The sequence below is a fragment of the uncultured Amphritea sp. genome (genome assembly GCF_937127095.1).
In the GTDB taxonomy this organism is placed as follows: Bacteria; Pseudomonadota; Gammaproteobacteria; order Pseudomonadales; family Balneatricaceae; genus Amphritea.
The window spans coordinates 100,157-121,642 of the sequence record NZ_CAKZLP010000084.1; the positions used below are offsets into that span (position 1 = coordinate 100,157).

Consider the following 21,486-nt stretch of genomic DNA (forward strand, 5'->3'; position numbering starts at 1 on the left):
CCTATCCGGATACACGTTTTATCGCGTAAAGCGTTAGCTTCGGGAATGGCTGATCTGAAGAACAGATTCAGTCATCATAAGGTCTAAGAGGGATTGCCTTGCCGCGAGGCCAGACGCTATATTTAAACACCAGCATTGCACACTTCTCCCTATCTAATCTTGTAATCCAGCACTTGGACGTCAGGTTAAAGGAAAAACCTTGTACATAAACGTTAGCCAGAAAATATCTACGAAAGGGCTGTTGATTGTCTTGTTTGCAGGCTGGTTCCTGTTCGTCATGAACTCTGCTGTCGGCCAGACGACGGATGACATCGGCCTGACTCAGGCCGAAAGCGCCTATTTAAAAGCTAAAAAAGTACTACATGTTTGTGTTGACCCAGACCGCTTACCTTTTGATGGGGTGGATAAGAACAGGCAGCATGACGGGCTATCGAAAGATTACTTTGATATTTTTTCGCGCATGCTGGGTGTCGAGATGGTTGTGCCTGAAGTTCAGGACTGGAATGACCTGATCAGCAAGGCTAAGAGCCGCGAATGTGATGTGGTTTCTCAGATCAACGCCAGTGAAGAGCGCCGATCTTATCTGGATTTTACGACCCCCTATTTTTACCTGCCCTTAGCCGTTGTCACCCGTTATGACCGCATTTTTGTAGAAGAGAGTCTTGAAGGGGCGGGGACTCAGTTCGCGGTGATCAAAGGTGATATCGCGATTGATAAACTCAGAAAGCGCTATCCCCGTATTGACCTGATTGAAGTCAAAAATAATATTCAGGCGATGGAGCTTGTTTATGATGGCGAGGTATTTGGTTATATAGGCGCACAAGGTGCGGTAGCCTTCGCTATACAGTCCCTTGATCTGAATAAATTGGCGGTAACCGGTAGTCTGCCTCTTCGCTATGAGCTATCGGTTGCCACGCGTAATGATGAGCCGTTACTGGGTAGCGCGTTTGAAAAGGCGGTTCTGCATATCGACCCGAAAGAGGGGCAGAGTATTCGTGATAAATGGATCGCGATAACGATTGAGAAGGTAACTGACTATACCCTGTTATGGCTGACCCTGCTTGTATTGGGAACCGTGCTGATTGTCTCACTGTATTGGAACCACTATTTAGCCAGGGCGAACAGGACCATTCTCGAGACGCTTAAAGACTTGCACGATGTCAGGGTTCAGCTTGAAGATCAGAACCTGTTGTTTAAACAGCAATCGATCACCGATGCTCTCACTGGAATCTACAATCGTCTAAAGCTGGATGAAGACCTTTGTTACGCCGTTAAACGATCGGAACGTACCAAAAGAGAGTTCTCTGTCATTTTGCTGGATATTGATAACTTTAAACTGGTGAATGATAGCTTCGGTCATCTGCTTGGAGATGAGGTGCTTAAAGCCTTTGCAGCACTGTTAGTCAGCGCTGTTCGTCAGACTGATATTGTCGGACGGTGGGGTGGCGAAGAGTTTCTTATCATCTGTCCCGACACGGATCTGCAGGGCGTCAGTGTGCTGGCCGAGCAGCTGAGAAAGAAGATTGCTGAGCATCCTTTTCCTGAAGAGAAGTCTCTCAATGCAAGCTTGGGTGTTGTTGCTCACAACCGTGATGAACAAGCCGATGCTGTTATCGCCCGCGTCGATAAAGCACTGTATCGCGCCAAGGACAAAGGACGTAATCGGGTTGAGGTGGGTTAACAGTAAAAGAGCCGTAGCTAGACTTAAAAGAGCCGTAGCTAGACGTCACAAAGAGCGTGACTTGCTAGTGGTTAGTGGCTAGGAAGAGCCATTCTTAATGGGTTGAATGGCAAGCATCTAAGTTTAAGTGCTTTGTATGAAAGTTGTTATGCTGTGGCGGTACAGAGCAATGTTTTCTAATGACAGGTAGGCAAAAAAAGGCTTGGCTCAGTTACGCTGCTTCATCGCATAGTGAAAGCTGGATTGCCTGTGATACTATAGTGATACATTTTACGGTTTAATGTTGGGTCCATCATGAGAGTAGAGTTAGTTACAACGCTCAAACGCCAGGCAACCAAGATATTAGCTGATCTGCATGCGTCAAAAGAGCCTGTGTTAATTACTGAACATGGACAGCCCTCTGCGTATTTAGTTGATGTCGAGGACTATGAGTTCATGCAGCAGCGAATGGCGATACTTGAAGGGGTAGCGCGGGGCGAGCAGGCTATTAAAAATGGTGACATATTCTCTAATCAGGAAGCAGAAGAGAAGATGAGTAAGTGGCTGAAGTAATTTGGATAGCGTCTGCTCTTCATGATTTAAATGAGATCGCTGAATATATTGCTGTAAGCAACATGCCTGCCGCTAAAAAATTAACGCAGACGGTCTTTCATAAGATTACAAGGTTAGAGAGCCATCCTGAATCAGGTAAAGTTCCGCTCGAGTTAAAAGGCCTAAACTATCGAGAAATTTTAGTAAACCCATGCAGGATTTTTTATAAAGTGGATGGTGACCATGTTTATATACTTCATATAATGCGCCAGGAACGTGATCTAAGAAAATTCCTCATACAGGAGGATCGTAGCTAGATGTCACAAAGGGCTGAAACAGCCGTAGCTAGACGTCATAAACAGCGTGACTTGCTAGTGGTTAGTGGCTAGGAAGAGCCTTCTAAATAGACTTACTCGCAAATGTTTATGTTAACTACGTTGTAAGACGGTTTTTTGTTTTTACAGTTTATTATCATCGGTTTCAACAAAGGCGCTGAACCCTTTAATTGAGACTCTTTAAGACCCGGCCTGTGCATGATTTGATGCGTTAATAAGGCCGGTATCCCTTGGTGTTGTTGATCGAGCTCTGGAATAGGTTTAAGTCGCTTTTGCTTGTTGGATACGTTGGTTGAATTTATCGTTTACCATGAGTGCTAACAGAATAATTGCCCCTCCGATGGAAAGGCGCAGAATATCTGCATCGCGGTTCCAGAATAAGACGTTAACCAATATACCCGCAGGGATTAACAGGTTGTTGGCGACCGCCAGAGTCCCGACGCTAACCATTGTTGCACCCTTGTTCCAGGCGAAATAGCCCAGACCGGAGGCAACGAGCCCTAAATAAGTCAAAATTGACCATTGAAGGGGGGTGGTCGGTAGTTTATCCGGGTTGCCAAGAATGAGATAACAGGGAATCACAACCGCCAGAGCGCCGATAAAAAACCAACCAAACACGGTGCGCTGTGGTAGGTCTGGGCGTTCTTTTGCAATGATGCGTTTATAACCCACTTGCCCTGCCGCAAAGCATAAATTAGCGCCTTGCACGATCAATAAACCCTTCAGATAACCATCATCTACACCCTGATAGCGAATGGTAATCGCGCCAACTACGGCTAATAAAGCACTGATAATAAAGCCAATATTAAGGCGATGATCGAGTAAATCATTCAGCAAAGTAATGTAAATGGGCGTCATGACGGTGAAGAGTAAAACTTCGGGTACAGACAGGTATAAAAAGGACTGATAATAAAAGCCATACATGATGCCAAGCTGAAAAGCCCCACACACAATCAACTGTAAAGCGACTTTAGCCTCGATTTGACGTGGTTTGAGAAAAGGTAAAAAAATCAAAGTCGCAAGGGCGACACGCATCAATACCGAAAACCAGGCATCGACCTGTCCCGCGAGATACACCCCGATCAGGCTAAACGAAAACGCCCATAAAATAGTGACGGCAACCAATATTGGCATGACAGTTAAGTCCAGATAGATAAAGAGGCGAACAGTTTACCGGCTTCTCCGGTTAGGGTAAATCTGTTCACGGGAATAGTTATTAATGGATACTGATGTGTGTTTTGTGATCGGTTTTTATGGGAGAGTGGCTAGGAAGAGCCGTAGCTCGTGGCTCGAACGTCACAAAGAGCGTGACTTTTTCGTTGCTCGCAAGAGCCTTCTTAATAGGCTTCATGGAAAGCGTTTAAGTTGAGTGTTTTGGAAGACAGTTGTTTGAGAGTTTAAGGGCAGATCTTGCGTATCGCAAAACTGCACACTACAAGACCGGCCCCCAGGCTTACTGCTATAGGGGCAATCGCAATCGAATGATTTGTTGTGTCATGCCCTATAATTGGCTATAAACATTTGAACACAATTGGGATCAAGATAAACATACATCATGAATAGTTCTTCGACACATAAGCCGCGCCCACTGATTGATCTTTTAGTCAGCATTATTTTGCCCTCTTTTATACTGATGAAATTGAGCGGTGAAGATGAGTTAGGCGTGAGTGGAGGGCTTATTGCAGCTCTTGCTTTCCCTCTGGGGTGGGGGCTTTTTGAGTTATTAAAGTATAGAAAGTTTAATTTTATCGCTTTATTAGGCTTAGTGAGTGTTTCGTTGACGGGAGGAATTGGCTTATTTGAACTTGATACGAAATGGTTAGCGATAAAAGAAGCGGCTATTCCTGGAATCATAGGCATTTCTGTTTTAGTGTCGACGTTTACACCCTACCCTCTGATGAGGGCGTTGCTGTTCAATCCAGAAATTATGGATGTCAATAAAATCAGGGAAAGGCTGGAGGCACATAATAGTACAGCAGCATTTGAAAATCGCTTGATGAAGGCAACTTATCTGGTTGCCGGTTCATTTGGTTTTTCAGCAACGATGAACTATGTTCTCGCCAAATTGATTGTCACCAGCCCCGCTGGAACGGAGGCATTTAACGAAGAGCTAGGTCAGATGACGCTCTATAGCTATCCTGTGATTGCTTTGCCGTCCATGGTGATGATGTTAGGCATCTTTTATTATTTGTGGCGCACTATTCGCGACCTGACGGGTTTAGAGTTAGAAGAAATTATGGCCTCGAAAGACTAGTTGTTTTTCGCCGCAACCCTTCGCTGAACAGCCGTTGCTCGTCGCTCGAACGTCACAACGAACGACGTCTTTTGTCTTCCTAGCAAGCGAAGCGTCTAACTCCTAGCCACTAGCGGCTTCTTTCCCCGCCGTCAGGCTATAATCTGCGACCCTTCCAGCGTTTTAGCTTCATACATTTTTTTATCTGCGATAGCTATCATCTCATCCAGACTCATATGCTGTCCGGGTCCGGTTTCCACAATGCCTACACTCAGCGAAAAGTCAGGATGAATTTCGGCAAAGCTCGCCACAATTCGTTCAGCGACTGATTGCGCAGACTGGGCATTAGCATCAGGCAACATAATGCAGAACTCATCGCCGCCATAGCGGCACGGGACATCCGCTTCCCGGACATGCTGCCTGATGCACTCTGAGATGACTTTTAATACCTCATCCCCCTTCAGGTGGCCGTGTTGATCATTAACCTGCTTAAAGTTATCGATATCGAAGTAAATCAGGGAAAAAGAGGCTTTGCGACGGGCTATCGAAGCCAGTAGTACTCTGGCAAGTTCACGCATCGCGCGCTGATTATTGATACCCGTCAGAGGATCTTTTTTAGCCAGATCCTCAAGCTGGGCGGTGCGTTGCGATACTTTAACCTCCAGGCTATTGGCATACATCTCGGTTTTCTTCTTAGCCACCTCCAGCTCTGAAATCATGCTGGAGATATAGGTGTCAAAAACCAGCGTTGTATCGAAATATAGTAATTTGTCTAAAGCCTCTTTGGTCTGCGAGAGGACTTCAGTGGTCTCTATAGACTTATCGAGCACTTCAAAGAGAATCAGTTTCAGTGAACTAATCGCGCTCAGATAGAGTTTTGGTTCAACTCCAATTCTCTTATGGACCATACCGATACGTAAACGGTTATTGACATAAGTACTGTCGTACTGGCCTGAAAACAGGTCAAGAATATACTGATGCTGTGCGCCTTTCAGCCGGTTCAGAGTGTCTACATCACCGATCAGTACAGCGATTTCATCAATGGCGAGCTGAGAGATATAAAAGCGCTCAACGATTGAATCCACCTCTGAATTGATAAGCGGAAGTACGTCTTTAAGCAGCTCAAAGTGTCTGAGGGAGAGTGCAGCAAGTTCCAGCCTGCTTTGAATCTCAGCATCACTAATCTTCATTTGATCCAAAAGCGTCTGATGTGTCCGAAGCATCATTTTTTACCCCTGCTGATTTCCATTCAACTAAGATCTTTACAGTCTCGAGCGGCAATAACCCACTCCACTGAATACCATAGTAGTTTAGTCAAGTAAAATTGCTTGGGATCAGTACTCATGATGAGGAGGTAAGGGAGGCTTCTTTACTAGCTGATAGTTACCATGCTGTATATCTATAAGACCATGCAGGTATAAGCGTTAGCCTGTTTTTAACATTTTATTTGTCGTTGTAAACGGGGAAGTTAAGTGCCAATTATAAAGATAGAAGAGGCAACGATTGACGATTCGGCTTTGATTCTGCGATTTGTTAAAGAGCTTGCGCGTTATGAAAAAGCAGAGCATGAAGTCGTTGCGACTGAGTCTGATATTGAAAAATCATTGTTCGGTCAGGACTCAACCACTCATGCAGTGATCTGCAGTGTAAATAACGAGCCGGTTGGCTTTGCTGTGTATTTTTTCAATTACTCAACCTGGCTCGGCAAGCACGGCCTTTATCTTGAAGACCTATTCATCTCACAAGAATATCGAAGTGTCGGGGCAGGTAAGGCTCTCTTAAAACACCTGGCTAAAATTGCAGTAGACGAAGGCTGCGGAAGGTTTGAGTGGAGTGTTCTGGACTGGAATGAGCCCGCTATAAAATTCTATAAGTCGCTTGGTGCTAAAGCAAAGCACGAGTGGGTGGGTTATCAGTTAACCGGTCATGAGCTCACTGCACTTGCGGAGTCCTGAAGATAAGCAAGCGGCTTAACAGACTTGCACTACATCTACCTTGTAAATCGCCGGGAGCAAGGTCACGATGCAAGATTAATATCTGCTAAGCTGGTCTGGCTACCCGCTAAAAAAGAGAAGTCTGTGGGTAGGTCTTGTTTTTACTACTTTGCATAATGCAAGGCCTGACCTAGGCCTTTTTTCAGAGTTTGCTGAGTATATGCTAACCCTATTTTTTGTTTTGGGCATCATTCAGCAAAGAGATCAGTTATATCTCGTCGGTGTCTTTCGCTATTAGCTCATCTGCATTTTTTATAGTGGAGAGGGGGGCTTGATTATGTTGGCTTCGTCAGGTGAGCTTGCTCTTAGTACACCTGTTCTCGGTATTTTTTTCATTTGCGCGTTTTAAAGCTTCCGGGCTGCAGCCTCAGCTTTCCCGTCAAGAGGCGGAGTTTTGTTATGCTCGTATGATCAGGCCTCTCCTGATTGTCACAGCTAGATGCTAATGATGTGATGTAGAAATATCAGTACTTCTGTTGTTCAGACTGTCTGCTATAAGTACCCATTATGTGTGATATTTATGTTTGTTTTAGCATACATGTAGTATTCTCAACAACATTATGTATACCGTCAAATATGTGTTACTTGATTGCTGTTTGAGAGGCAAAGAAGAGTGCATTACGAGCGATCTTACATTGGTATAGAAGTGTGAGGGCATAACATTTTTTCAATTGCCGGCTCACACAGATTATTCGCGTTCTGCACGGGTTGAATTTGTAGCATCGTAGAGCGTGAGTACGGGGACGACCGCTTCCCAACGGTATAAGGCTTTTCTCCATAAGCCTCTAGGCTATGAGGTTATCACCCGAGTGGTGAAATGTGTTCTTTATGGCTTTTTTATGCGCTTTTGACTGGACTGGTTTTCGGCGAAAGCTAGCTGATGATTGACCACTTCTCGCTGAGAAAGTTTGCATTGCAAATTGTCTTAAGAGGGACTGCGTAATTGCAACTTCCCTTGTTGTAGCCGCAATCTTGACTTTGTGCTGGCGTTATTAACGCTGGATTGTGATTTTCCAAATTTGAAATTTCAACAGGCTTGAGAATGATTAATCGAAAAAGTTATATATATTCCTCTGCTAAGCGTTCGCTTTTTGCTTTATCCCTTGCTTCATTGCAGGCCGTTGCTGCGCCAGCCAATTCCGATAGTTACAGTGGAGACCTGAACTCGGGCTCTGCAGGCTCATGGGCTCGGCCTTTTGCAGATGGAACTTGTTGTTCAAGCTTGGGGCCTGTGAGCTTTTTGGCGCAGGATCTGCTTGTTGGCATGAATGGTAGTTATTCTATTAGCTCCATCCAGAATGGTTATGATGGTTATTTATTTATCTACTCAGATAGCTTCTCCCCTACCGACCCAACAACTAACTTTGTTGCTGGTGATGATGATGGTAATGGTGGTATTGGTACCTCTGATATAGACGCAGTTCCCCTCGTTGCCGGAACTCGTTATATTATTGTCGACACAGGCTTCGCAGCAGGGGACAAGGGTACCTTTACTACAACGGTGAGTGGGCCTGGCAGCATCTCATTTATTCTGTTCAATCCAGAAGAAGCACTCAGTAGTTTATTAGCTACAAACCAAGGTATAGCCTCAACATTTGCTACCACCAATCTTATTGTCAATGGAGCACATAGCCGTCCAATGAGTCGTTATGTGGCCGCCAAACAGAAAACTTTCTGGGTAGCCGGTGACTTCGGTACCGATAACTATGGTTCACGTCATGGCAACATAGGTTTAGGTGAGTTTGGGACAGGATATAACTATGGTCCGTTTCAGCTCAATTTGGCAATTGGTCAGACATGGGCAGATCAGAAGCTTATCGACTCGGGAGGCGTTGATACTGACGGTAAGTACTTGATGCTGGAAGGTATAATTCCTATTGATTCTGGTAAGGGAGTTTATGCAACCCTAGGCACTTATAGACTCTGGGGTGAGTTAGATATCAAACGAGGTTACCTAAACGGTGGCGTTTTAGATTCATCTTCAGCTAGCCCTTACAGTAAATCCTGGGGCATTCGTGCTCGTGTGGATTGGGTGGATGCCCTGGCTATTCAAAGCACAAACCTAAGCCCTTATGTTAACCTCTCTTACAGTCAAACAAGCCTGAATGCTTATACAGAGACTGGTGGCGGTTTCCCTGCTCAGTTTGATAAACGTAATGATGAAATAACTGAGCTGCGCATCGGTGCAAACTCTGCTACTGCATTTGGATCAGGAGATATGAACTTCGTAGCAAACCTGGAAGCCGTTCATCGCTTCAATGATAAAGCCAGCAACGCTACTGGAGAGGTTATTGGCACAAGCTTTAGTTTCGATATAGCGGGTGATCACTATGAGCGGAACTGGTTCAAAGCAGGTGTTGGTGTTGAAGGTAAACTGGGTGAAGGCAAACTGTCCGCAATGCTAAATGGCACGGACAAAGGCGAGAATAGTGATGCCTGGTTAGCTGTTTCGTACGCTATGGCGTTTTAATTTAGTAAGATAAACGTAGCCTGCTGAGTTTAATCGCTAAGCAGGCTTTTTTGTAGAAACATTAGGGGTCTTGCATTCGGCATGTTTGTTTTACGAGATTGACTTGGTCTACCCATAAATTAAGACTGCAGATTTCTTTTCCAGAGTGATGATATAAGCCTCTCCTAAAATCCCCCACGCTCTTGCGAGCCACAATCAAGTCACGTTTTTTGTGACGTTCGAGCCACGAGCTACGTTTTTTCTAGCAAGCGAAGCGTCTAACCCCTAGCCACTTCTTCGCGTCCCTATACGTCATTTGACGTATAGGGGTGCGTCAATCACCCCATACCGCATCTTCGTTCTATTTCTAATAATGGAAGGGTCAATAACAGATTCCCGGGATACCGATCCTGCCCGGAACATAAGAATCGCAACTTAACCTCGAGAAGGGAAATAGATATGAAGATCAAACATCTGGTTTCAGGTATTGCTCTGACTATGGGCGCCAGTGTGCTGAGCATCAGCGCTATGGCGGCTGACACGATAAAAGTAGGCGTACTGCACTCTCTGTCCGGCACTATGGCGATCAGTGAGACAACCCTGAAAGACACCGTTCTGATGATGGTTGAAGAGCAGAATAAAAAAGGTGGTTTGCTGGGCAAACAACTTGAAGCTGTTGTGGTTGACCCGGCGTCAAACTGGCCGCTGTTTGCTGAGAAAACCCGTGAGTTGCTGACTAAGGATCAGGTTGATGTGATCTTCGGTTGCTGGACCTCTGTTTCCCGTAAATCTGCACTGCCGGTGCTTGAAGAGCTGAACGGTCTGATGTTCTACCCGGTTCAGTATGAGGGTGAGGAATCATCTAAAAACGTATTCTACACCGGTGCTGCGCCAAACCAGCAGGCGATTCCTGCGGTTGATTACCTGATGAATGATCTGGGTGTGAAGCGCTGGGTACTGGCGGGTACTGACTATGTTTACCCACGTACCACTAACAAGATTCTGGAAGCTTACCTGAAAGCGAAAGGTGTGGCTGCAGAAGATATCATGATCAACTACACGCCGTTTGGTCACTCTGATTGGCAGTCAATCGTATCTGATATCAAGAGCTTCGGTGCTGAAGGTAAGAAGACTGCGGTAGTCTCTACCATCAACGGTGATGCTAACATCCCATTCTACAAAGAGTTGGGTAACCAGGGTATCTCTGCTGAAGATATCCCAGTAGTAGCCTTCTCTGTCGGTGAGGAAGAACTGTCTGGTCTGGACACTAAGCCTCTGGTAGGTCACCTGGCTGCATGGAACTACTTCCAGAGTGTTGAGAGCGATGCTAACACTGCATTCATCTCTAAGTGGAAAGCGTTTACCGGTAACCCTGACCGCGTAACTAACGACCCTATGGAAGCGACTTACATCGGTTTCAAAATGTGGACTCAGGCGGTTGAGAAAGCCGGTACTACTGACGTTAATGCGGTAGAGCAGGCGATGATTGGCCAGGAAACTGAAAACCTGACCGGTGGTATGGCGTATATGAACAAAAACCACCACCTGAGCAAGCCGGTACTGATCGGTGAGATTCAGGATGACGGTCAGCTGGAAGTTGTCTGGGAAACTGAAGGTCTTGTTGCCGGTGATGCATGGTCTGACTTCCTGCCAGGGTCTAAAGACCTGATCTCTGACTGGACTGCGCCTATCTCTTGCGGTAACTACAACACAGTTACTAAGACCTGTTCCGGTCAAAACTACTAATCCATTACGGAGTTCAGTAGTGAATTTGCCTGAATCCTTCAGGTTGTGAAAAGCAGGCTTCCATCGGAAGCCTGTATTACAAATAGGCAGAGCGATCAGAGGATTGATTGCCAGAGTTGGATTAAACAGCTCCTATACGGTGTTGCTTTCAACCGCTCAGTTGCCTGACCCGGACGGAGAATTCCTGTGAGATATTTAAACGCGATCTGCGCCTGCCTGCTGGGTTTGCTGATCAGTACCAGTGTCTTGGCGGAGACGCCCTCTGAGGCTCAGAAGCCTTTATTGCTGGAACTGACCGAGGTGAAACTCAGCAAGGCTCTGCCTGTGTTACAGCAGCTGGAAGCAAGTGAAGGGGCCGATATGATGGCTCTGTTCAAGACGATGCTGAACGGCGATCTCTATTACGAAAAAGAGACCAAACGTCTTATCGCAGCTCTCAAAGAGCAAAGTGTCACCCGCTATTCTGACCTGTTTACGGGTGCCGCTCTTAATGAGCTTAGCAGTAACCAGGTTAAGAAAATAAAAGTCAATAATACCCTGCGGGGCTATCTGGGTGAGGCAATTGCCCGGATGCAACTGAACCATCCTGACTCCGCCGTGAGAACGGATGCGGTTCGCTCACTGTTCTCCGATCTGGGACCCAATACCATTGAACTGATTCGAACTGCCCGCCTGAATGAGCAGAGTCGCTCGGTTCAGGAGGTGATGGATGTTGCCCTGGCACTCTATCGCGCTGCACATTCCGACGATGCCACTGAACGGCTGCAAGCGGTCAAGGACCTTGAAGGCAGTCTGGAACCGGAAGTGCGCAACCAGCTAACGAAGCTGGCAGAAAATGATCCTTCTCGCAGTGTCCGCAAAGCGGCGCAGATCGGGCTGGATAAAATTGATCAACAGGCTGAGATGTATGGTTTTATCAATCAGCTGTTTTTTGGCCTGAGTTTAGGCTCGGTGCTGCTGCTGGCGGCGATCGGTCTGGCGATCACCTTCGGGGTGATGGGCGTTATTAATATGGCCCACGGCGAGATGATTATGCTGGGTGCCTATACCACTTATGTAGTGCAGCTGATGCTGCCGAATATGATTGAGTACTCGCTGTGGATTGCGGTGCCGCTGGCCTTTATGGTGTCCGGTTTGGCGGGTATTCTGATTGAACGTCTGGTGATTCGTCACCTGCATGGCCGGCCACTGGAAACCCTGTTGGCGACCTTTGGTATCAGTCTGATCTTGCAACAACTGGTTCGTACCGTGTTTTCACCCCTTAACCGCCAGGTGGCAACGCCTGAATGGATGAGTGGTTCTATCGAGATTAATCCGTTACTCAGTCTGACCCTCAACCGTCTCTATATTGTCGCCTTTGCGTTGTTGGTCTTCATGATTCTGTTGATCGTGCTGAAGAAAACCTCGCTGGGCCTGAATGTACGGGCGGTATCGCAGAACCGGGATATGGCGAAAGCGATGGGTATCCGTACCGACCGTGTGGATGCGATGACCTTTGGCCTGGGGTCGGGGATTGCCGGTATCGCCGGTGTTGCCCTGAGTCAGCTGACCAACGTCGGGCCAAACCTTGGCCAAGCATACATTATTGATTCCTTTATGGTGGTGGTGTTCGGCGGCGTCGGCAACCTCTGGGGTACGTTGGTTGCTGCCTTTACCCTGGGTGTCGCCAACAAGTTTATTGAACCAGTTACCGGTGCAGTGCTGGCGAGTATTCTGGTGTTGGTGTTTATCATTCTGTTTATCCAGAAACGTCCTAAAGGGCTGTTTCCTCAGAAAGGGAGGGCGGCAGAATGAGTTCTTTTCTAACTAACTTTATGAGCTTTTCCAGAATTAACGGTGAGAGCAAGGTTGCGCCTTTTGTGGTGCTGCTGCTGGCGGTAACTGCGCTGGCCTCAGCCAGTAATCTGCTGATGCCACAGGATTCTGTTTTCTATGTGTCCACCTATACCATCACCCTGTTAGGTAAGTATCTTTGCTATGCCATGCTGGCACTGGCGGTGGATGTGATCTGGGGTTACTGCGGTATTCTCAGCCTGGGACACGGCGCATTCTTCGCCCTGGGTGGCTATGCCATGGGCATGTATCTGATGCGTCAGATCGGTGACCGGGGTGTTTATGGTAACCCGGAGCTGCCCGACTTTATGGTGTTCCTCAACTGGAGTGAACTGCCCTGGTTCTGGCAGGGTATGGATCAGTTCTGGGTGGCGATGCTGATGGTGTTGCTGGTGCCGGGTATTCTGGCCTATGTGTTTGGCTGGCTGGCGTTTCGCTCACGGGTAACCGGGGTGTATCTGTCGATTATGACCCAGGCGCTGACCTATGCTTTGCTACTGTCATTCTTCCGCAATGAGATGGGTTTTGGTGGCAACAACGGTCTGACCGACTTTAAAGATATTATCGGCTTTGATCTGCAATCGGATAACACCCGGGTTTCACTCTTTATTATCACTGCGCTACTGTTGTGCGGGCTGCTGGTATTGAGCAAGAAAATTATGCAAACCCGCTTTGGTAAAGTGATTGTGGCGATCCGTGATGGTGAAAGCCGGGCGCGCTTTATCGGTTATCGTACGGAAAACTATAAAGTCTGGCTGTTTGTTTACTCCGCCATGATTGCCGGTATCGCGGGGGCGCTGTATGTACCCCAGGTAGGTATTATCAATCCGGGCGAGTTTTCACCGATCAACTCGATTGAGATCGTCATCTGGGTGGCGGTGGGTGGCCGCGGAACTCTGATCGGCGCGATTATCGGCGCGATTCTGGTGAACTATGCCAAGACTAAATTTACCGCCATTATGCCGGACGGCTGGCTGTTTGCGCTGGGTGCAATGTTTGTACTGGTGACCCTGTATCTGCCCAAAGGTCTGATGGGGCTTGTTGCTCAGCTCAAAGATCAGCAACTTCAATCGAAGCAGCGGAGTGCGAATAACAGTTCGAATGAAAAAGCAGAGGAGGGCCACGCATGAGCATACTCGAGAGTACCCGCGAAGTAATGCGCCGGGATCAGGTCTGGCCGTTTCTGCAAGACCATGATCAGAAGGTGGATATCTCCCATCAGGTGTTGCTCTATGTTGAGGGACTGAATCTGAGCTTCGATGGTTTTAAGGCACTGAATGATCTGAACCTCTATATCAATGATGGCGAACTGCGCTGTCTTATCGGTGCTAACGGTGCTGGCAAGACCACGTTGATGGATGTGATTACCGGTAAAACTAAGTGCGATAGTGGTACGGTTTATTTTGGTCAGTCGCTGAACCTGCTGGAGAAAGATGAGGCGGAGATCGCTCAGTTGGGTATTGGCCGTAAGTTTCAGAAACCGACGGTGTTTGAAGCCCATACCGTGATGGATAACCTGGAACTGTCGCTGAAGTCTAATAAATCGGTGATGCCGACCCTGTTCGCCACCCTTAACAGTGCTGAGTATGACCAGATCGATCATGTACTGGAGACTATCGGTCTGAAAGGTGAACGGATGATGCTGGCGGGCTCTCTGTCCCATGGTCAGAAACAGTGGCTGGAGATCGGTATGTTGCTGATGGCCAATCCCCGCCTGTTGTTGGTGGATGAGCCGGTCGCAGGGATGACCGTGCAGGAGGGCGAACGCACCGCCGAGCTGCTCACCTCGCTGGCAGGCGAGCGCACGGTGGTGGTGGTTGAGCACGATATGGAGTTTGTTCGCAGTATTGCCCGCACGGTGACGGTATTGCATCAGGGCTCCGTGCTGGCAGAGGGCACCATGGATGAGATCCAGAATAATCAGGATGTGATTGAAGTGTATCTGGGAGAAGCGCCATGATCAGTATTAAAAATGTTAACCAGTTTTATGGTGGCACACAGATTCTCTGGGATCTTAACCTGGATATTAAGCCGGGCTCCTGTACCTGTATTATGGGCCGCAACGGGGTGGGTAAAACCACACTGTTAAAGTGCATTATGGGGCTGTTGCCGGTCAGCAGCGGCGAGATTCTGCTGGAAGGTGAAGCGCTGCAGAATAAAAAAGCCGAGTTACGCGCCCCTGCGGGCATCGGTTATGTCCCCCAGGGCCGGGATATCTTTCCGCTGCTGACCGTCGAAGAGAATCTCAAAGTGGGTCTGCCGATCCGTAAGGATGGCGCAAAAGAGATTCCGGATAAGATTTTTGAGCTGTTTCCGGTGCTGAAAGAGATGTTGCAACGGCGGGGCGGCGACCTTTCCGGTGGTCAGCAACAACAGCTGGCCATTGGCCGGGCACTGGTGCTGGAGCCAAAAGTGCTGATTCTGGATGAACCGAACGAAGGCATCCAACCAAATATTGTCAAACAGATTGGAGATGTTATTCTGAAGCTCAATAAGGAAGAGGGACTGACAGTGATTCTGATTGAGCAGAAGTTGGGCTTTGCCCGCCGGGTTGGCGAAGAGTTTCGTTTGATGGAACGGGGTCGGGTGGTTGCCAGTGACCGCATGGATAACCTGAGTGAGGATCTGATCCGCCAATATCTGGCGGTGTAAACTATGATCAGTTTGTCTGAACCGGCCTTGTCTGAACCTCAGCTGTCTGAATCTGAGTTGTTTGAATCTGAGTTGTCTCAGCTGAAAGAAGGCGCCCCTGAATCCCTTCAGCAGAAAAAAGCCTCAGCCTGGAACGCCGAACTGTCGCTGCAGTTTGGCCGCACAGCCCGGGGCACTGTACTGCAACGCGCTGAACACCAGGGGCCTCTCTATGTGCAGAAAGCGTTTTATCCCGAAGGGCCGGATCTGGCTCAGGTCTATCTGCTGCATCCGCCGGGCGGCATGGTTTCCGGTGACCGTCTGCAAATCACCGTTGACTGTAAGGATGGCAGCCATGCGTTGTTAACCACTCCCGGCGCTGGCCGTGTCTACCGGGCACGCCCTGATCGCAGCCTGCAACACCAGACCAATACACTCAATCTAAGTGCTGGCAGCTCAGTCGAGTGGTTACCGATGGAAACCATTCTCTATCCCGACGCCTGTACCCGGCTGGACACCCATGTGAACCTGGCGGATGACGCCCGCTTCATCGGCTGGGAGATCACCAGCCTGGGAATGCCCAATCAAAACCTGCCGTTTGACAGCGGTAATCTGTCACAAACCCTGCAGATCAACCGTGATGAGCGGATTCTGCTGCGCGAGCGGCTGCAGATCGATGACCGTAACCGAGCGTTGCTGAGGGGCAGTGCCGGATTGCGCGGACTTCCGGTGACCGGTTTGATGGTTGCCGGGCCGTTTACGATGGCGGATACTCAAACCACTGAACCGGCGATCGATCTGATGGTAAAACAACTACGTCAGCTGACAACCGACTGCGACGCGCTGGCGTCTGTCAGCCTGACCGGTGAGTTTATGACGATTCGCTATCTGGGAAACCGGACCGATCAGGCAATGAAACTGTTTATTCGCTGCTGGCATGAGATTAGGCCGCAACTACTGGGGCGTGAGGCATGCGAGCCGCGTATTTGGGCGACCTGATTACTGTGAATTCTGCCAGCGTTCATCCTGTGAGCGCCACGAACGAGATAAGTTAAAGGAATAGATGATGGAACTGCTGCCAAGAGAGAAAGATAAATTACTGGTGTTTACTGCGGCCCTGCTGGCCGAACGTCGCCTTAACCGGGGTTTGAAACTGAACTATCCGGAAGCGATGGCCTTCCTGACCATGGAGATCATGGAGGGTGCACGGGATGGTAAAACGGTTGCCGAGCTGATGGGCTATGGTAAAACCCTGCTGAGTGCCGATCAGGTGATGGACGGGGTGATAGAACTGATCCATGAAGTGCAGGTGGAAGCGACCTTCCCGGATGGGACCAAACTGGTCACCGTACATAACCCGATCTGCTGAGAGGAGAAGACGATGATTCCTGGAGAGATACAGGCCGCAAAAGGCACCATTGAGTTGAACGAGGGACGCAAAACGATCTCCCTGCGGGTGGAAAATCGAGGTGATCGACCGGTGCAAATCGGCTCTCACTACCATTTCTATGAGGTGAACCCGGCGCTTGAGTTTGATCGTGAACTCGCGCGGGGCTTCCGTCTGAATATTATTTCCGGCACGGCGGTGCGTTTTGAGCCGGGCCAGGGGCGTGAAGTTGAACTGGTTGAATATGCCGGCAGCCGCACCGTCTATGGTTTTCGGGGCGATGTAATGGGCAGCTTGGATAGTGGGGAGGATGCAGTATGACTAAGATGGATCGTACCGCCTATGCACAGATGTTTGGCCCGACCACCGGTGACCGGGTGCGCCTGGGTGATACTGAATTGTGGATTGAGGTAGAGAAAGATTTCACCACCTACGGTGACGAGGTGAAGTTTGGTGGAGGCAAGGTAATCCGTGACGGTCAGGGCCAGAGTCAGTGCGGTAACGACGTCTGTGTTGATCTGGTGATCACCAATGCGCTGGTGCTGGATCACTGGGGTATCGTTAAAGGTGACGTCGGTATCCGTGAAGGCCGTATTTTTAAAGTCGGTAAAGCGGGTAACCCGGACACCCAGGACAACGTCGATATCATTATTGGCCCGGGTACCGAAGTGATCGCCGGAGAGGGCAGTATTCTTACAGCGGGTGGTATTGATGCCCATATCCATTTCATCTGTCCACAACAAATTGAAGAAGCGCTGATGTCCGGGGTGACCACCATGATCGGTGGCGGTACCGGACCTGCAACCGGAACTAACGCAACCACCTGTACACCGGGGCCGTGGTATATCGGTAAGATGTTACAGTCGACCGATGCGATGGCGATGAACTTTGGCTTTCTGGGTAAGGGTAACGGCAGTTTGCCGAAGCCACTGGAAGATCAGCTGGAGGCCGGTGCCTGTGGTCTGAAACTGCATGAGGACTGGGGCACTACGCCGGCGTCAATCGACAACTGTCTCTCTGTAGCCGATAAATATGATGTGCAGGTGGCGATTCATACCGACACCCTGAACGAGTCTGGCTTTGTCGATGATACCCTGGCAGCGTTTAAAGACCGGGTGATTCATACCTACCACACCGAGGGTGCCGGTGGCGGCCACGCGCCGGATATTATCCGTGCCTGTGCCTATCCCAATGTGTTGCCATCGTCGACGAATCCGACCCGCCCCTATACCCGTAATACGGTGGATGAGCATCTGGATATGTTGATGGTATGTCACCATCTGGACAGCAATATCCCTGAGGACGTGGCCTTTGCTGATTCCCGAATCCGTAAAGAGACTATCGCCGCGGAAGATATCTTCCATGACCGCGGTGCCTTCAGCATGATCTCGTCTGACTCCCAGGCGATGGGGCGTGTCGGTGAAGTCGTCACCCGTACCTGGCAGACTGCGCATAAGATGAAAACGCAGTTTGGTTTGCTGCCGGAAGATGAAACCCTGGGCTGTGATAACTTTCGTGCCCGTCGTTATATTGCCAAGTACACCATTAATCCGGCGATTGCCCACGGGATCTCTCATGAGGTAGGCTCGATTGAACCGGGTAAACTGGCGGATCTGGTATTGTGGAAACCGGCATTTTTCGGTGTTAAGCCTTTACTGATTATTAAAGGCGGCATGATCGCAGCGGCGCCAATGGGTGATCCGAATGCCTCCATTCCAACCCCACAGCCGGTGCATTACCGGCCGATGTTTGGCTCCTTTGGTCAGGCACCCGCGAAGACCTCAGTAACCTTTGTGTCGGCTGCGGCGCTGGAAAAAGATATCGGTGGGCAACTGGGGCTGAACCGTCGTCTGGTCGCCTGTGCTAATACCCGCACTATCGGTAAGAAGGATATGGTGCACAACGACTGGATGCCGAATATTACTGTAGATCCGCAGACCTATGAGGTGCGGGCCGATGGTGAGTTGTTAACCTGTGAACCGGCGGACGTATTGCCACTGGCTCAACTGTACAACTTGTTTTAAGTGAAGCTGTTTTTAAAGCGTGCTTTTTTAAAGCCTGTTTTTTAAGGAAAAGAGATGCTGGAAGTTTATGAGCGCTTAGGCGATCACTGCCACGAAACGGTGTATACCACCGTGGTGCTGAGTCAGGAACAGAGAGATCGAGGCCGGTTGAAACTGACCGGGGAGAATGGCGAAGAGGTTCGCCTGTTTCTGGAGCGGGGCAAGCCGTTGCTGGTCGGTGAATATCTGAAAACCAGTTGTGGTAAATTTATAAAGGTTGAAGGTGCGGTGGAAGCGGTCACACACGCAGAGTGTGATGACTGGCAGACCTTTGCCCGGGCCTGTTATCACCTGGGCAACCGTCACGTGAAACTGCAGGTAGGGGAGCGCTGGTTAAGGATGCAGCCGGATCATGTACTGGAGGAGATGCTGGAACTGTTAGGCCTGAGCCTCACCCATTTGGAAGACGTATTTGTACCGGAATCAGGAGCCTACAGTAATGGCGGCCATCACCACCACTGATACCGCACTGTTAAGGCTGATGCAGCTGAGCAGTGTCAGTCTGCCGGTGGGTGGCTATGCCTTCTCTCAGGGGTTGGAGTTTGCCATTGAGAGTGGCTGGATCAGAAACGCACCGCAGGTGTCTGAGTGGCTGGAGCAGCAGCTGCTCTATTCGGTCGCCCAGACCGATCTGCCATTGCTACGACTGGCAATGACAGCTGCCGCTGAACAAAATCAGATTCAGCTGCAACAGTGCAATGATCTGGCGCTGGCCTGCCGTGAAACCCGTGAGCTGCGACTCACAGACAGCGCGATGGGGGAGGCGATGAACCGCTTGCTGGTCAGTCTTAATCTGTCCCAGCCGTTGCCAACATCCGCTGAGTTAAGCTTTGTGGTGCTGTTTGGTATCGCCGCGCAAAACTGGCAGATCGATTATCCGACCACCGCGCTGGGGTTTCTCTGGTCATGGCTGGAAAATCAGGTTGCTGCCGCGACTAAACTGGTCCCTCTGGGCCAGACCCAGGCTCAGCAGTTGCTGGGCGAGCTGCAACCGTTGTTACCCTTGGCGATCAGTCGGGCAAAACAGGTTGCAGAAGATGAGATTGGTAATGGTCTGCAGGGGCTGGCAATCGCCAGTGCGGGCCATGAAACACAGTATTCAAGATTATTCCGTTCCTGACCTGATCAGGACGAACGGTAACCTTCAGGAGAGTTAGGTTGAGCACACAACAGCCAGGTAAACCAAAACAAACACTGCGCATCGGCGTAGGCGGTCCGGTCGGATCGGGTAAAACAGCGCTGCTACGCTCACTCTGTTCAGCGATGCGTGAACATTACGATATTGCCGTCGTCACCAACGATATCTATACCCAGGAAGACGCTAAGTTTCTGACGCAACATGAAGCGCTGGATGCTGACCGTATTATCGGTGTCGAGACCGGCGGTTGTCCGCATACGGCGATTCGTGAAGATGCGTCGATGAATCTTGCGGCGATTGATCAGCTGATCGCCCGTCATGGTGCGCTGGATGTGGTGTTTGTCGAAAGCGGTGGTGATAACCTCAGTGCAACCTTTAGCCCGGAGTTGTCAGATCTGACCCTCTATGTGATCGATGTTTCAGCGGGTGATAAGATTCCCCGTAAAGGTGGCCCGGGTATTACCCGTTCCGATCTGCTGATCATCAATAAGACCGATCTGGCACCTTTAGTAGGCGCATCCCTGGAAGTGATGGATGTGGATGCAAAACGGATGCGCGGTGACCGCCCCTTTGTCTTTTCAAATTTGAAGAAAGCGGAGGGTTTGCAACAGATTATTGATTTTATTGTATCCGAAGGGATGCTTGAGTCGAAGCAACTGCCACCCGTTAAGGCCGTTGTCTGAAATTTAATAGGATAGTAAGGAGCACACAATGAATAAACGCAATCAGTTACGTCTGCTGGCGCTGGCAGGTGCAATGGCACCGTTGTCAGCCATGGCGCACACCGGTCATGAAGTGGCCGGTTTTGTTCAGGGTATTCTGCATCCACTGTCGGGTGCCGATCATCTGCTGGTGATGCTGGCCGTGGGTCTTATGGCTGTCGGCCAGACGCGTGACATCTCCAGCCGCACCCGTATTGCCGTTCCCGCTGCATTTTTGCTGGCGATGGTTGCTGGCACTCTGCTGGCGATGACCGGGCTGAGCGTCCCGTTTGTCGAACAAGGTATTGTGGTTTCCGTGATCGCTGCTGGCGTGCTTTTGGCGCTGGCGGTGCGTTTTTCGCTGCTTGCCGGAATCGCAGTAGCTTCAGGTTTTGCCCTGTTCCACGGTCTGGCTCATGGCGCTGAACTGCCACTGGCCGTTCATCCGCTCGCCTACATTGCCGGTTTCCTCATCACCACCTCCGCACTGCTGATAGCCGGTACCCGTCTGGGCCAACTGGCTGATAGCTACAGCATGGGCATGGTCTCCCGTATCGCAGGCGTTGCAGTTGCTGCTTTTGGCGTGTTGGCGGCGGTTTAGATAGTAAGTACTACTCTCCCCATTGCCTTCTGTGATGGGGAGGTTGATTCTTTGTTTTTCGATTTTTTGTCTAATCTGAGCTTTCCGGAAATATCGCTTCTCTGTCCTTTAGCTCTCAGTCCTGCAGGGTGGCGTTTTTACGTTTGTACAGTAGCTAGCTAAA

General features: G+C 49.4%; 21 protein-coding genes. 19 read left to right on the forward strand and 2 right to left on the reverse strand.

What is annotated here, in order from left to right:
- Positions 1 to 199: 199 nt before the first annotated feature.
- From Q0499_RS22030 to Q0499_RS22040, 3 genes are all read left to right on the forward strand, one after another.
- Complete coding sequence (locus Q0499_RS22030) at positions 200 to 1,681, forward strand: GGDEF domain-containing protein (protein ID WP_299204614.1); 1,482 nt, start codon at positions 200 to 202, stop codon at positions 1,679 to 1,681.
- A 294-nt stretch (positions 1,682 to 1,975) separates the two neighbouring features.
- The gene (locus Q0499_RS22035; RefSeq protein ID WP_299204616.1) at positions 1,976 to 2,233 is read left to right on the forward strand and encodes a type II toxin-antitoxin system Phd/YefM family antitoxin; all 258 of its coding nucleotides are present in this window, start codon (positions 1,976 to 1,978) and stop codon (positions 2,231 to 2,233) included.
- Positions 2,221 to 2,529 (forward strand): type II toxin-antitoxin system RelE/ParE family toxin, encoded by a 309-nt coding sequence (locus tag Q0499_RS22040; protein WP_299204619.1) that lies wholly within the window; start codon positions 2,221 to 2,223, stop codon positions 2,527 to 2,529. The genes Q0499_RS22035 and Q0499_RS22040 overlap by 13 nt, the downstream gene beginning before the upstream one ends.
- Before the next feature lie 279 nt (positions 2,530 to 2,808).
- On the opposite strand, the gene Q0499_RS22045 is transcribed toward Q0499_RS22040, so the two are convergent.
- The gene (locus tag Q0499_RS22045) at positions 2,809 to 3,681 is read right to left on the reverse strand and encodes a carboxylate/amino acid/amine transporter (protein ID WP_299204623.1); all 873 of its coding nucleotides are present in this window, start codon (positions 3,679 to 3,681) and stop codon (positions 2,809 to 2,811) included.
- Between the two features lie 421 nt (positions 3,682 to 4,102).
- On the opposite strand from Q0499_RS22045, the gene Q0499_RS22050 reads away from it, so the two are divergent.
- Positions 4,103 to 4,801, forward strand: coding sequence for a VC0807 family protein (locus tag Q0499_RS22050; protein ID WP_299204626.1), 699 nt, complete (start codon positions 4,103 to 4,105; stop codon positions 4,799 to 4,801).
- A 131-nt stretch (positions 4,802 to 4,932) separates the two neighbouring features.
- Here the strand turns inward: Q0499_RS22050 and Q0499_RS22055 are convergent, their stop codons facing one another.
- Positions 4,933 to 6,006, reverse strand: coding sequence for a GGDEF domain-containing protein (locus tag Q0499_RS22055; RefSeq protein ID WP_299204629.1), 1,074 nt, complete (start codon positions 6,004 to 6,006; stop codon positions 4,933 to 4,935).
- A 246-nt stretch (positions 6,007 to 6,252) separates the two neighbouring features.
- Here Q0499_RS22055 and Q0499_RS22060 point away from each other — a divergent pair, with 246 nt between their 5' ends.
- The 15 genes from Q0499_RS22060 to Q0499_RS22130 all read left to right on the forward strand — a co-directional run bounded on the left by Q0499_RS22060 (position 6,253) and on the right by Q0499_RS22130 (position 21,323).
- Positions 6,253 to 6,735, forward strand: coding sequence for a GNAT family N-acetyltransferase (locus Q0499_RS22060; protein WP_299204632.1), 483 nt, complete (start codon positions 6,253 to 6,255; stop codon positions 6,733 to 6,735).
- A 1,081-nt stretch (positions 6,736 to 7,816) separates the two neighbouring features.
- Complete coding sequence (locus Q0499_RS22065) at positions 7,817 to 9,244, forward strand: autotransporter outer membrane beta-barrel domain-containing protein (RefSeq protein WP_299204635.1); 1,428 nt, start codon at positions 7,817 to 7,819, stop codon at positions 9,242 to 9,244.
- 438 nt (positions 9,245 to 9,682) lie between these two features.
- Complete coding sequence (gene urtA, locus Q0499_RS22070) at positions 9,683 to 10,969, forward strand: urea ABC transporter substrate-binding protein (RefSeq protein WP_299204638.1); 1,287 nt, start codon at positions 9,683 to 9,685, stop codon at positions 10,967 to 10,969.
- A 186-nt stretch (positions 10,970 to 11,155) separates the two neighbouring features.
- Positions 11,156 to 12,763, forward strand: coding sequence for an urea ABC transporter permease subunit UrtB (gene urtB, locus Q0499_RS22075; protein ID WP_299204641.1), 1,608 nt, complete (start codon positions 11,156 to 11,158; stop codon positions 12,761 to 12,763).
- Positions 12,760 to 13,932: an urea ABC transporter permease subunit UrtC gene (gene urtC / locus Q0499_RS22080; protein ID WP_299204644.1), complete on the forward strand. Its 1,173-nt coding sequence runs from the start codon at positions 12,760 to 12,762 to the stop codon at positions 13,930 to 13,932. Before urtB ends, urtC begins: the two co-directional genes overlap by 4 nt.
- On the forward strand, positions 13,929 to 14,762 hold the full coding sequence (urtD, locus tag Q0499_RS22085; RefSeq protein WP_299204647.1) for an urea ABC transporter ATP-binding protein UrtD: 834 nt from the start codon (positions 13,929 to 13,931) through the stop codon (positions 14,760 to 14,762). Before urtC ends, urtD begins: the two co-directional genes overlap by 4 nt.
- A complete protein-coding gene (gene urtE / locus Q0499_RS22090; protein ID WP_299204650.1) occupies positions 14,759 to 15,454 on the forward strand; it encodes an urea ABC transporter ATP-binding subunit UrtE in 696 nt (231 codons plus the stop codon). The genes urtD and urtE overlap by 4 nt, the downstream gene beginning before the upstream one ends.
- 3 nt (positions 15,455 to 15,457) lie before the next feature.
- A complete protein-coding gene (locus Q0499_RS22095; RefSeq protein ID WP_299204653.1) occupies positions 15,458 to 16,432 on the forward strand; it encodes an urease accessory protein UreD in 975 nt (324 codons plus the stop codon).
- Positions 16,433 to 16,499: 67 nt separating this feature from the next.
- Positions 16,500 to 16,802 carry an urease subunit gamma gene (locus tag Q0499_RS22100; RefSeq protein WP_299204656.1) on the forward strand — a complete coding sequence of 101 codons (303 nt, stop codon included), beginning with the start codon at positions 16,500 to 16,502 and terminating at the stop codon, positions 16,800 to 16,802.
- A gap of 12 nt (positions 16,803 to 16,814) precedes the next feature.
- The gene (locus Q0499_RS22105; RefSeq protein WP_299204659.1) at positions 16,815 to 17,141 is read left to right on the forward strand and encodes an urease subunit beta; all 327 of its coding nucleotides are present in this window, start codon (positions 16,815 to 16,817) and stop codon (positions 17,139 to 17,141) included.
- The gene (gene ureC / locus Q0499_RS22110) at positions 17,138 to 18,844 is read left to right on the forward strand and encodes an urease subunit alpha (RefSeq protein WP_299204662.1); all 1,707 of its coding nucleotides are present in this window, start codon (positions 17,138 to 17,140) and stop codon (positions 18,842 to 18,844) included. The genes Q0499_RS22105 and ureC overlap by 4 nt, the downstream gene beginning before the upstream one ends.
- A gap of 54 nt (positions 18,845 to 18,898) precedes the next feature.
- Positions 18,899 to 19,345, forward strand: coding sequence for an urease accessory protein UreE (gene ureE / locus Q0499_RS22115; RefSeq protein WP_299204665.1), 447 nt, complete (start codon positions 18,899 to 18,901; stop codon positions 19,343 to 19,345).
- Positions 19,323 to 20,003 carry an urease accessory UreF family protein gene (locus Q0499_RS22120; protein ID WP_299204668.1) on the forward strand — a complete coding sequence of 227 codons (681 nt, stop codon included), beginning with the start codon at positions 19,323 to 19,325 and terminating at the stop codon, positions 20,001 to 20,003. Before ureE ends, Q0499_RS22120 begins: the two co-directional genes overlap by 23 nt.
- A gap of 38 nt (positions 20,004 to 20,041) precedes the next feature.
- Positions 20,042 to 20,704, forward strand: coding sequence for an urease accessory protein UreG (ureG, locus tag Q0499_RS22125; protein WP_299204671.1), 663 nt, complete (start codon positions 20,042 to 20,044; stop codon positions 20,702 to 20,704).
- 28 nt (positions 20,705 to 20,732) lie between these two features.
- Positions 20,733 to 21,323, forward strand: a complete 591-nt coding sequence (locus Q0499_RS22130; RefSeq protein WP_299204674.1) for a HupE/UreJ family protein — start codon at positions 20,733 to 20,735, stop codon at positions 21,321 to 21,323.
- Positions 21,324 to 21,486: the final 163 nt, after the last annotated feature.